At 45.0% G+C, this 12025-nt stretch carries 7 protein-coding genes and 6 pseudogenes; 11 read left to right on the forward strand and 2 right to left on the reverse strand.

From position 1 onward, the window contains the following. Positions 1 to 415: 415 nt before the first annotated feature. The 9 genes and pseudogenes from ulaG to fsa all read left to right on the forward strand — a co-directional run bounded on the left by ulaG (position 416) and on the right by fsa (position 8096). Positions 416 to 1516 (forward strand): annotated as a pseudogene (gene ulaG / locus JCM10519_RS09070) (L-ascorbate 6-phosphate lactonase). Positions 1517 to 1535: 19 nt separating this feature from the next. Beyond that, the gene (locus JCM10519_RS09075) at positions 1536 to 1991 is read left to right on the forward strand and encodes a PTS sugar transporter subunit IIA (RefSeq protein WP_054738700.1); all 456 of its coding nucleotides are present in this window, start codon (positions 1536 to 1538) and stop codon (positions 1989 to 1991) included. Positions 1992 to 2009: 18 nt separating this feature from the next. Beyond that, positions 2010 to 3500 (forward strand): annotated as a pseudogene (locus JCM10519_RS09080) (PTS ascorbate transporter subunit IIC). Positions 3501 to 3524: 24 nt separating this feature from the next. Beyond that, complete coding sequence (locus tag JCM10519_RS09085; protein WP_347843653.1) at positions 3525 to 3755, forward strand: PTS sugar transporter subunit IIB; 231 nt, start codon at positions 3525 to 3527, stop codon at positions 3753 to 3755. A 184-nt stretch (positions 3756 to 3939) separates the two neighbouring features. After that, a complete protein-coding gene (locus tag JCM10519_RS09090) occupies positions 3940 to 4710 on the forward strand; it encodes a DeoR family transcriptional regulator (protein WP_054738702.1) in 771 nt (256 codons plus the stop codon). Continuing rightward, positions 4711 to 5555: pseudogene (locus JCM10519_RS28270) on the forward strand (L-ribulose-5-phosphate 3-epimerase). It begins immediately after the preceding gene. Between the two features lie 15 nt (positions 5556 to 5570). Continuing rightward, positions 5571 to 6620 (forward strand): hypothetical protein, encoded by a 1050-nt coding sequence (locus tag JCM10519_RS09105; RefSeq protein ID WP_054738708.1) that lies wholly within the window; start codon positions 5571 to 5573, stop codon positions 6618 to 6620. An 89-nt stretch (positions 6621 to 6709) separates the two neighbouring features. Then, positions 6710 to 7412 (forward strand): annotated as a pseudogene (locus JCM10519_RS09110) (L-ribulose-5-phosphate 4-epimerase). A 30-nt stretch (positions 7413 to 7442) separates the two neighbouring features. Beyond that, a complete protein-coding gene (fsa, locus tag JCM10519_RS09115) occupies positions 7443 to 8096 on the forward strand; it encodes a fructose-6-phosphate aldolase (RefSeq protein WP_054738709.1) in 654 nt (217 codons plus the stop codon). Between the two features lie 150 nt (positions 8097 to 8246). Here fsa and sigG read toward each other — a convergent pair. Beyond that, positions 8247 to 9022, reverse strand: a pseudogene (gene sigG, locus JCM10519_RS09120) (RNA polymerase sporulation sigma factor SigG). A gap of 108 nt (positions 9023 to 9130) precedes the next feature. Next, the gene (locus JCM10519_RS09125; RefSeq protein WP_054738711.1) at positions 9131 to 9901 is read right to left on the reverse strand and encodes a type III pantothenate kinase; all 771 of its coding nucleotides are present in this window, start codon (positions 9899 to 9901) and stop codon (positions 9131 to 9133) included. A gap of 108 nt (positions 9902 to 10009) precedes the next feature. On the opposite strand from JCM10519_RS09125, the pseudogene coaBC reads away from it, so the two are divergent. Continuing rightward, positions 10010 to 11196, forward strand: a pseudogene (gene coaBC, locus JCM10519_RS09130) (bifunctional phosphopantothenoylcysteine decarboxylase/phosphopantothenate--cysteine ligase CoaBC). 6 nt (positions 11197 to 11202) lie between these two features. After that, the gene (locus JCM10519_RS09135; RefSeq protein ID WP_054738713.1) at positions 11203 to 12018 is read left to right on the forward strand and encodes an alpha/beta hydrolase fold domain-containing protein; all 816 of its coding nucleotides are present in this window, start codon (positions 11203 to 11205) and stop codon (positions 12016 to 12018) included. Positions 12019 to 12025: the final 7 nt, after the last annotated feature.

Here is a 12025-nt window from a genome sequence, read left to right on the forward strand (position 1 = left end):
TTGAATATGGGTTTGATTATATAATCATAATACAGCTTATCAGAGCTTACAACGTAAGTGAAGATAAAAGGGTCGTTCTGTGCCCCGTCCATCCGATGATCGGAAGGGCTTTTGCTTCCGATCATATAAAATGATGGAACAGCACAAAAATGACTACAAGGGGATTGTAAGACAGATGATATTATAAAAAGTGTGTTTAGAAAAATGGTAAAGCATATTGAAATGGAAAATATGCACAAATAACGAGATTAAAAGTATATAAAATATACAAAAAAATTAAAACGAACATATAATATCAAAACGGTCATTTAACGCTCTTGAAAAACTTGTAATGTAATGATATTATCTAGTTGTAAAGAGAAAACGAACATAATCGATCATAAAACGATCATAAAAAGCAAGGGAGGATGTTTGGATGAGCAAAGTGGAAGAAATCACAAGGGAAAGCTGGATCATGAGTACGTTTCCTGAATGGGGAACCTGGCTGAATGAAGAGATTGAAAATGAGACAGTGGAACCTGGAACAGTGGCTATGTGGTGGCTGGGCTGTACAGGCATGTGGTTTAAGACACCGGGTGGCTGCAATATTACTGTGGATTTGTGGTGCGGCAACGGAAAGCGTACTCATGGCAACGGAAAAATGGCTGTGGGCCATCAGATGGCAAATATGTGCGGCGGAAGAAAGATGCAGCCTAATTTAAGGGCAGTTCCTTTTGTACTCGATCCGTTTGCCGTTAAACATGTAGACGCAGTACTTGCAACCCATTACCACCAGGATCATATGAGTGCGGAATATGCAGCCCATGTGATCCAAAGCAACATAACAACAGTGGATGAGAATGGAAAAGAAATACCGGTTCCTTTTATTGGTCCTAAGAAATCCGTTGAGCTGTGGCAGAAATGGGGTGTTCCGGCAGACCGCTGCATTACGGTAGTGCCTGGAGACAGCATCAGGATAAAGGACATTGAAATTGTGGCACTGGATTCCTTTGACAGGACCTGTCTTGTAACAACGGATTCCACCGGCGGACCGGGAGGAACTGACAGGAACGTGTCCTATGGATATGGATGAAAAGGCGGTAAATTATCTGATCAAAACTCCTGGCGGAAATATTTACCACAGCGGCGATTCCCATTACTCCATTTATTTTGCAAAGCATGGAAAGGATCATGACATTGATGTAGCTTTTGGTTCTTATGGAGAAAATCCGGTGGGAATGGCTGATAAGATGACTTCCTGCGATATCCTCCGCATGCTGAGGCTTTAAGATGTAAAGTAGTGATCCCTATCCACTATGATGTATGGACCAATTTTATGGCGGATGTAAATGAAATCAAAGTGCTCTATAACATGAAGAAGGACCGGTTGGGTTATAAATTCCACCCATTTTTCTGGGAAGTAGGAGGAAAATACGTTTATCCCAGGGACAAGGACAAGCTGGCTTATCATCATGAAAGAGGTTTCGAAGATTGCTTTGAAGCGCCTCAGAATATTCCGTTCCGCTCACTTTTGTAATCAGGAAAGGGGAGAAAACATGCTGAGAGATTTTGTGGAGAAGAAACATTATAAATTTGCCAGGGAAGCAAAGGATTGGGAGGATGCAGTCCGGATGAGCTGTGAATGCCTGGAGGAGGATGGGACGGTAGAAGGAAATTATAAAGAAGAAATCATTGCCTGTATTAAAAAATACGGCCCTTATATCATTATTTTACCGGACATAGCCATGCCCCATTCCCAGGAAGGAGCAGAAGGCGTACACAAGACCAGTATCGCCTTTATGAAGCTGGATAAGCCAGTCAGCTTTGACGCAGACGACCCGGAAAAGGATGCACAGCTGTTCTTTACGCTGGCCTCCTGCAATCCGGATCAGCATCTGGATAATATGACCCGGTTATCGGAGCTGCTTAGCAATGAGGAAGTACTTGCTGAACTGAAAAAAGCCAAAGATTCAGAGGATTTGCTGCGGATTCAGGAACGATATTTGGATTAAGGAAAAGGGGAGAATACAATGGATATTTTAATGAAGGTATGGACTTTTTTTTGCCACGAATGTATTACAGCAGCCGGCGTTTATGATTGGTCTCATCGTTATGATTGGCTACATCTTACTGAGAAAACCGTGGTATGATATACTTGCAGGAACTTTAAAAGCGATCGTGGGCTATTTGATCTTAATGGTTGGTTCCGGCGGACTGGTCAACAATTTCCGGCCGGTATTGGTAGGCTTAAAGGACAGGTTCCAGATGGATGCCATGGTAATTGACCCTTATTTTGGCCAGAATGCTGTAACAGCAGGCGTTGGGGAAGTGTTTGGAAAAGGCTTTGGCGATGCAATGATCCTGTTGTTCATTGCATTTATCGTCAACATTCTTCTTGTCCGTTTTTCAAAATACACCAAGCTTCGGGCGCTGTTTACCACCGGTAATGTTCAGGTCCAGCAGGCTGCCACAGCATACTGGCTGATCATGTTTGCCTGTCCCTTCCTGTTAAATGCAAGAGTTGCCATGCTTGTGGTAATGGCTCTTCTTTTAGGAGCTTACTGGGCAGTAGGTTCTAACCTGACAATCAAGCCATGCCAGGAGGTTACGGATGGAGCTGGTTTTTGTCTGGCTCATCAGCAGATGTTCGGCGTTGCAATCAGCTACTATCTTGCAGGCAGGCTGTTTGGAAAAGAAAACAAGAAAAACAGTGGGAAAGAAATTAAAAAGATTGAAGATATTGAACTGCCGGGCTTTATGTCCATCTTTAACGACAATATGGTATGTACTTCCATCTTAATGGTTATCTTTTTCGGAGCGATCCTCTGTATCCTTGGCAGGGATTACCTGATTGAAGGACAGTTTATGAAAGAGGGAGCCAGCATGTTTTTCTATGTCCTTCAAACCTGCTTATATTTTGCAGTGTACCTGGCAATTCTGCAGTTAGGTGTACGTACCTTTGTGGCGGAGCTGACAGCTTCTTTCCAGGGAATTGCAGACAGAATTCTTCCTGCTCTGTCCCGGGAGTGGACTGTGCCGTAATCTTTGGCTTTGGTGCGGCCAATGCCGTGACTCTGGGATTCTTAGCTGGTTTTGCCGGACAGATTCTGGCCATTGTGGCCCTGATTCTGTTAAAGAGTCCGGTGCTCGTAATATGCGGATTCGTTCCCGTATTCTTTGATAATGCTACCATCGGTGTTTTTGCAAATGAAAAGGGCGGATTTAAAGCTGCTCTGATCCTTCCCTTCGTATCCGGCTTATGCCAGGTATTCGGTTCTGCCTTAATTGCAGGCTGGGTAGGCATGGCAGCCTATGGCGGATACTTAGGAATGTGGGACTGGGCGGTCATATGGCCGGTATTTACCGTTATCATGAAATATTTAAGCTACATTGGTATTGGAATCGTACTGGTTGCACTGCTTGCTATTCCGCAGATCCAGTATTGGAAAGATAAAAAGGGTTATTTCCTTATGACAGAGGATTATGAAGCGTATAAAGAATTAAAAGCAGACAAGGAATAAATGTGATTAAGGAGGGTTATTGTCATGGCTGGTAAAAATTTAAGCTTTTTGGTATGTTGCGCAAATGGGGCAGGCTCAAGCCTGATGGCACAGATGACTTTAGAAAAGGTGCTGAAGAAATTTAATATCAAACCGTCAAAGGTTCATCATTGCGCCCTTTCAGAAGGAAAAGGGTCAGCACCCCAGTATGATGTGGTGCTTTGCGCACAGAACTTTAAGGATATGTTTGCAGATGCCGAGAAAAAAAGGCATTAAGGTCGTTGGGCTTAAGAATGTGATGTCTGCTCCTGAGATTGAAACCAAGTTAAAAGAGCAGGGAATCATTCAGGAAGGCTAATAAGTAATTTTCGTCTGCCGGAGGTTTTTATCCGGCAGACAGTATCTAATAAACTGTGGATCCAGGCAGTGATCAAATATTGATAAAAGTGCAGGTGAGCCGATGAAAAGAGAATATGCCCTTGTGGAGGAAAGAAGAGAGCGTATATTGGATATTGTAAGAAACAGTCCCAAGGTGTCTGTGAACAGCTTGGCAGAGCAATGCGGGATTTCTGTCATAACAGTTCGAAGAGATTTGCAGTATCTGGAAGACAGGAAGCTTTTAAAGCGCTGTCATGGCGGTGCCATTCCCATTGAAAAAGGCCCTGCGGAGGCAAATGAAATATTACTTTACAGACGGCTGATTGCCACCTATGCTGCAACGTTGGTAGAAGACAATGATACGCTGTTTATTAACACCAGCAGCACTGCCCTGCAGATACTGGAATATATCAAGAGCAGGAACGTCACAGTCATAACCAACAATGGAAAAGCGATTAGCAGTGAACATGGGCCCGGAGTAAATATCATTCTCACCGGCGGCGAGCTTCGCTATCCCAAAGAAGCTATGGTGGGGGATCTTACGGTAAGGAATCTTCAGAACATATATGCCAAAAAGGCATTTATGGGGTGTTCCGGCATTTCCGTTATGTCCGGAATGACCACTGAGATCATGAACGAGGTATGCTTAAACGAATTAATGATCGAACACACAAGGTCCGAGCTGTATATCCTGGCCGACCATACAAAAATAGGAAAGAACAGCAGCTTTTCAAGCTGCAGCATAGGTAAAGTTCAGCATTTGATTACTGATGAAAAGGCGCCTGAAGAGATTTTAAAAGAATTCAGGAAAGCTGGAGTGCAGATCCACCAGGTGAAAAAAGGAGGTTTTTAAATGAAAACCTATACCCTTGGGTTGTATGAAAAGTCAATGCCGGCTGAATTAAGCTGGAAAGAAAAGCTGGAAGCTGCAAAGAGCGCCGGTTTTGATTTCCTGGAAATGAGTATAGATGAAACAGAGGAAAAGCTGGGACGTCTTGAAATGACTTCACAGGAACGGCTGGAGCTGCTGGAACTGACAAAGGCCGCCGGCATTCCTATAGGTACCATGTGTTTAAGCGGACACCGGAAGTATCCCCTGGGAAGCCATGACCCGGCAATCAAGGAAAAAAGCATGGAAATCATGAGCAAGGCCATAGAACTGGCGTCGGATCTGGGGATCCGGATCATCCAGCTGGCCGGATATGATGTGTACTATGAAGAATCCGATGAAGAAACCAGGCGGTATTTTATCGACAACTTAAAAAAAGGCTGCTGAAATGGCCGCATCAGCCGGTGTGGTACTTGGATTTGAAACCATGGAGACCGGATTCATGAATACAGTGGAAAAAGCCATGGAATACGTGAAACAGGTTTCTTCTGTCTACTTAAATGTTTATCCTGATATAGGGAACATAACAAATGCTGCGTTTACCTATGGAACCGACGTATTGGAGGACTTAAAGCTTGGAAGCGGGCGCTGGCCGCCATGCATTTAAAAGAAACGAAACCAGGCATATTCCGTGAGGTTCCTTATGGAGAGGGCCATGTGGACTTTAAAAAAAAGCCATTGAGACAGCCTGGAAGCTTGGAGTAAGGAAATATGTGGCGGAATTCTGGTATACTGGAAACCCCTCCTGGAAGGAAGATCTGGTTACGGCAAATCTTAAAATGTCGGAAATATTGAGGGAACAGGAATGAAAGGGGTAAATCATAATGAAGATTGAAAAAAAGGTGATGGGGAATCTGACGAAGTGCTATTCCATAGCCCCGCTTCGTTACAAGGGAACCGATCACATCCTGGTTGCGGCGGAAAAAGTTGACCGCTGCCTGTTATTTGATACAGAAGGCAATTTAGAAGACACCATTTGGACAGAGCCTGGCGGAGTGATGACCATGGTTCAGGTTCCAGGTAGTGACGGACAATTTCTGGCAACTCAAAAATTCTATTCTCCCAATGATTCCAAAGAAGCAAAAATTGTCATAGTAACTCCTAATGAAGAGAAGGGCTGGGAGGTAAGGACTTTGGTGGACTTACCCTTTGTCCACAGGTTTCATATTGTGGAACGGAACGGCATCAACTATTTGATCGCATGTACCTTAAAATCAGGCCATGAGTTTAAAGATGACTGGTCTTCCCCGGGAAAGGTGTACGGAGCGGTTCTGCCTGAGGATTTAAGCGGATTTAACGAAGAGCATCAGATCCAGCTGAAAGTGATTAAGGATGACATGCTGAAAAACCATGGCTATTATAAAGTGGAAGAGGGTGGTCTCCAGACCAGTATCATATCCTCTGACAGCGGTGTATACCAATTTATCCCGCCGGAAGCCCCAGCCGGAGATTGGGAGATTTGCCGGCTGATCAAAGAGGCGGCCAGTGATGCGGTGCTGGTGGATTTTGATGAGGATGGAGAAAAGGAATTAGCTATCATTTCCCCATTTCACGGAGATAAAATCAGTATTTGGAAAAAAACAGACGGGGAATACAAAGAGGTCTATGTGAATGATAAGACGGCTGAGTTCAACCATGCCATTTTCGGTGGAATGCTTTGCGGCAGACCGGCCCTGGTAATCGGGCACCGGAAGGGAGGACGCAATCTTTTAGCCTTTACCTATAATCCGGAACAGGATTCCTATGAGGTGCAGATCATTGACCGGGATTGCGGTCCTGCCAACGTATACAAGTATACAAAAGACGGGAAAGATATCATCATATCCACCAACCATGGGATTGATGAAATTGCCATGTATACACTTACACCATAAGTGCAAGTGAGCTTAAGAGCTTGCACTTATAGTGAACAACGAATGTTGATCATGTGCTTTATTGCACATGATACCATAGGAGGTAAAACGTGTTAGAAGCCTTAAAGCAGCTTGTTTACGAAGCCAATATGGAACTTCCCAGGTACGGGCTTGTCACCTTTACCTGGGGCAATGTCAGCGCCATTGACCGTGAAAAGGGCTTGTTTGTCATTAAGCCCAGCGGCGTGGATTATAGCGGGCTTAAGCCGGAAGATATGGTGGTTATGGATATGGAAGGCAGAAAGGTGGAAGGAAGGTATAACCCTTCTTCTGATACCCCCACCCATCTGGAACTTTATAAGGCATTCCCAAAGATCGGCGATCGTGCACACCCATTCTTCCTGGGCAACCAGCTGGGCCCAGTCCGGACGGGGGATTCCCTGCTATGGAACTACCCATGCGGATTACATGTACGGAGAAATTCCCTGCCTGCGCTGCCTGACAAAGGAAGAGATTGAGGAAGGGTATGAGAAAAATACAGGACTTCTGATCGCGGACTATTTTAAGGAGAAAGAATATATGGCGGTACCAGCCTGCCTCTGCAAAAACCATGGTCCTTTTACCTGGGGAAAAGATGCTAAGGAGGCAGTGCATAACGCAGTGGTTCTGGAAGAGGTAGCCAAGATGGCTCTCCGGTGTGAACAGATCAATACGGATGTTGCTCCTGCACCTCAGGAGCTGCAGGATAAGCATTATTTAAGAAAGCATGGAGCCAATGCTTATTATGGTCAAAAGAATGAATCGCATGGATGAGCGTTGTGAAAATTTTAGGAGGAATGAGAGATGAGATTTTTTTTAGACACAGCCAATGTCACAGATATCAGGAAAGCCAATGACATGGGAGTGATCTGCGGAGTGACCACCAATCCTTCCCTGATTGCAAAAGAAGGAAGAGACTTTCATGAAGTGATCAAAGAGATCACCGGGATTGTGGACGGGCCGGTCAGCGGTGAAGTAAAGGCAACCACCACCGATGCAGAAGGCATGATAAAGGAAGGCAGGGAAATTGCTGCCATTCATCCCAACATGGTGGTTAAGATACCTATGACTGTGGAAGGGCTGAAAGCCACAAAGGTGCTGTCTTCTGAGGGGATTAAGACAAATGTAACTCTTGTATTTTCAGCCGCCCAGGCTCTTTTGGCAGCCAGGGCAGGAGCTTCTTATGTTTCTCCGTTTTTAGGGCGTCTTGATGATATTTCCATGCCGGGAATTCATTTGATCGAAGAAATTATGGATATCTTTCAGATGCACGATATTAAGGCCCAGATTATTGCAGCCAGTGTGCGCAATCCCATTCATGTCATTGACTGCGCAAAAGCAGGGGCAGACATTGCAACGGTTCCCTATAACGTTATCCTGCAGATGACAAAACACCCTTTAACAGACCAGGGGATTGAAAAATTCCAGGAGGATTACCGTAAGGTATTTGGGGAGTAAGAAACATTAGGGATGTTAAGACCTGACGGGGCTTATGAGATGAATTGTCTTTTTGATATGGTGTTATTATGTAAAAGCCTGCCTTCCTGGACGGAAAGGTGGGCTTGTATTTTATAAGAAAGTCCGTTTCGCCTGATGGCTTGCCGGTGTCTAAGAAAGGTAATTTTTCATGGTCTTTAACGCATTTTTTTCCAGACGGCTTACCTGTGCCTGGCTGATATGGATTTCTTCCGCTACTTCGGTCTGGGTCTTTCCTTCAAAAAAACGCATGTCAATGATGTGGCGTTCCCTTTCCGGAAGGCGTCTCATGGCCTCGTTTAAGGAGATGTCCTCCACCCAGTTTTCCTCCAGATTTTTTTGTCACTGATCTGGTCCATGACAAAGAGGGGATCACCTCCGTCGGAATAGACCGGCTCATAAAGGCTGACCGGGCTTTGAATGGCATCCAGGGCATAGGTGATGTCCTCTTTGCTGACTCCAATCTCATCGGCGATCTCCATAAGGGTCGGTTCCTTTAAGTTCTTCTTCATTAAATTTTCTTTGGCATAAATTGCCTTATAAGCGGTATCACGCAGGGACCGGCTGACGCGGATGGAATTATTATCCCGAAGATAACGCCGTACTTCGCCCAGAATCATGGGCACCGCATAGGTGGAGAACCGGACGTTCTGCGTAATATCGAAATTATCAATGGCTTTGATTAAACCGATGCAGCCAATCTGAAATAAATCGTCTACGTTTTCATTGCTGCCGGAAAAACGTTGTATGACACTGAGAACCAGTCTTAAGTTTCCCTTAATGTAATCTTCTCTGGCCTTTTTATCTCCGTCAAGAATCCGTTTGAACAGAACTTCCTTCTCTTCGTTGCTAAGAAGAGGAAGCTTGGAAGTATTGACACCACAAATCTCTACTTTGTATCCAGACATATCTTTCCCTCCGCATCATTCATTATTCTCATAAAGAAATGATGTACTCAATCGAGGGCTTTTATACGATAGCCGGATCAAAATTAATTTCCAGTTTTTAGGGCATTATTAATCCTGCTTATTTTTTTCATACAGAATCAGCAGTCCCTTTAATAGCAGAACGTCGTCGTAATGAATTTTATGACGGCACAGCGGGACGACGGAGGAAGCCAGGCCTCCGGTTGCCACGAGACTGGCAGAAGTTCCAAGTTCTTCCTCCATTCGGTCGATGACACCATCGATCATGGCAGCGTTGCCGTAAAGGATTCCGTTTTTCATACAGTCAATGGTATTTTTGCCGATTACCCTGGTAGGCTTGTTTAATCCGATGTATGGAAGCTGTGCTGCCCGGCTGCTTAAAGAATCCAGGGATACTCTTAAGCCTGGAAATATTATGCCGCCGGAGTAGTTTCCCTCCCGGTCAATGACGGACATGGTGGTGGCAGTTCCCATATCAATAACGATGATGGGAGCAGGATATTCCTTTAAAGCAGCAACTGCATCAACGATTAAGTCGCTTCCAACAGCCTTAGGGTTGTCCATTTTAATATTCAATCCGGTTTTCATTCCGGAGCCGACTACCATAGGTGTTTTTCCTGTTATTTTTTTAACGGCACACAGGACCACTTCCGTAAGAGGAGGAACAACAGAAGACAGGATCGCCCCTTCGATAGAAGAGAGAGGCAGGTTGTGAATTTCCATAATATCTTTTATATTAACCGCATACTCCAGCTCGGTTTTCCCCTGGTTGGTGGTAACTCGTTCTACAAAGTAGATTCCTGTATTGTCGATGCCGCCTATGACAATATTACTGTTTCCCATATCAATGGCCAAAATCATAAAGGGAACTCCTTTCCAACTTTTTTTCTTGTGCTATACTGTAGAGTATCATATTTTAAGACGAAAAACAACGGGAGGCACTTATGCTGAAAGGAAAAAAATATCATTTTGGGAGTAACAGGAAGCATAGCGGCTTATAAGATAGCCGGGCTTGCCAGCATGCTGGTTAAAAAGGGCTGCAAGGTACATGTATTAATGACCCAAAATGCCACAAATTTTATTAATCCCATTACGTTTGAAACATTGACAGGCAATAAATGTCTGGTGGATACCTTTGACCGGAATTTTTCCTTTAACGTGGAGCATGTATCCCTGGCAAAGCTTGCCGATGTTGTAATGATCGCTCCGGCCAGTGCCAATGTGATCGCAAAACTTGCCCATGGGATAGCGGATGATATGCTGACAACCACTGTTCTGGCATGCAGATGCAGGAAAATCATTTCTCCTGCCATGAATACCAATATGTATGAAAATCCAATCGTTCAGGATAATCTAAGGATTTGTGAATCCTATGGAATGGAAGTGATACGCCCTGATTTCGGATATCTGGCCTGTGGAGATATCGGGGCAGGAAAGATGCCGGATCCTGAGGTGCTTTTTGATTTCATTGAAAGAGAAGTCTGCTTTGAAAAGGACCTGGCAGGAAAGAAAATTCTGGTTACCGCCGGTCCCACCAGGGAAGCCATTGATCCGGTCCGGTTTATCACCAACCATTCCACAGGAAAAATGGGCTATGCTGTGGCAAAGGCGGCTTCTCTCCGGGGGGCGGAAGTGACGCTTGTGAGCGGAAGAACGGCTGTGCCAAAGCCTCGGTTTGTACACCTCATAGAAGTTGACAGCGCAAAGGAAATGTTTAATGCGGTTACGGCGAAAGCAGGAGAACAGGATGCTGTCATTAAGGCCGCCGCTGTGGCGGATTACCGTCCAAAACACGTAGGAACGGAAAAAAACAAAGAAAAAAAGAGGGAGAAATGGTTATAGAACTGGAACGGACGGACGATATCCTTAAATGGCTGGGAGAGCATCGGAAAAAGGGACAGTTTCTTTGCGGCTTTTCCATGGAAACCCAGAACATGCTGGAAAATTCAAGGGTAAAGCTTGATAAAAAGAAAATCGATATGATTGTTGCCAATAACTTAAAAGTGGCCGGAGCCGGTTTTGGAACAGATACTAATGTAGTCACCATCATAACAAAGGAAAAAGAGCTGCCGCTTGAGACCATGACAAAGGATGAAGTAGCGCACCGCATTCTGGATGAGATATTTACCCGTCAGAATGAGGGAAAGAAGGAGTAGGGCATTATGAGAATTGAGAAAAGACAAATGATTGTACCAGGGCAGTTGACCGGCCCAGTTTGCCTGACCGGTTATTTATTGGACAGCATAAGCGTAAATCCGGATATGCTCCGCCCTGCTGTTATCGTGCTTCCCGGAGGCGGATACAGCCGTAAGTCGGACCGGGAGAGCGAACCAATAGCCCTGCAGTTTATGTCCATGGGCTGCCACAGTTTTATTCTGGATTACAGCGTGGACCCCAACCGCTTTCCAACTTCACTAAGGGAGCTTGGGGAGGCGGTGGCTTTCATCCGGGAACACGGGGCAGAGTGGAAGGTTGATACCAATAAAATCATTGTATGCGGTTTTTCTGCCGCAGGGCATTTGGCCTGCAGCCTTGGGGTTTTCTGGGAAAAGGATTTTGTTTGGGAAGCCATAAAACGGACTCCAGGGGAAATCCGTCCGGATGGACTGATTTTAAATTATCCTGTGATCACAAGCGGAGAATTTAAGCATGCCGGTTCTATTTTAAGCCTTCTGGGAGAACATGCGACAACAGAAGAGACAGCGGCAGTATCTTTAGAAAACTTTGTAACGGAGAAGACCCCGAAAACCTTCCTATGGCATACGTATACCGATAATGCGGTTCCTCTTGAAAACAGCCTGCTCCTGGCTGCTGCCATGAGAAGGCATAACGTAAATTTTGAACTTCATGTTTATCCTGCAGGAGGCCACGGCTTATCTCTTGCCAACGAGGAAACGGCAGGCTCCAATGAGTCCCTTATAGAACCCTCCTGCCAGAGCTGGATTTCCCTTGCAAAAACCTGGATTTCTAATTTCTAATATGAAA

The organism is Clostridium sp. NkU-1 (assembly GCA_001312405.1).

Excerpts from the sequence above, each read along its gene's own strand:
- JCM10519_RS09075 (WP_054738700.1), top strand. The coding sequence starts at position 1,536 with ATGCTGAGAGATTTTGTGGAGAAGAAACATTATAAATTTGCCAGGGAA.
- JCM10519_RS09085 (WP_347843653.1), top strand. The coding sequence starts at position 3,525 with ATGGCTGGTAAAAATTTAAGCTTTTTGGTATGTTGCGCAAATGGGGCA.
- JCM10519_RS09125 (WP_054738711.1), bottom strand. The coding sequence starts at position 9,901 with ATGATTTTGGCCATTGATATGGGAAACAGTAATATTGTCATAGGCGGC.
- fsa (WP_054738709.1), top strand. The coding sequence starts at position 7,443 with ATGAGATTTTTTTTAGACACAGCCAATGTCACAGATATCAGGAAAGCC.
- JCM10519_RS09135 (WP_054738713.1), top strand. The coding sequence starts at position 11,203 with ATGAGAATTGAGAAAAGACAAATGATTGTACCAGGGCAGTTGACCGGC.
- JCM10519_RS09090 (WP_054738702.1), top strand. The coding sequence starts at position 3,940 with ATGAAAAGAGAATATGCCCTTGTGGAGGAAAGAAGAGAGCGTATATTG.
- JCM10519_RS09105 (WP_054738708.1), top strand. The coding sequence starts at position 5,571 with ATGAAGATTGAAAAAAAGGTGATGGGGAATCTGACGAAGTGCTATTCC.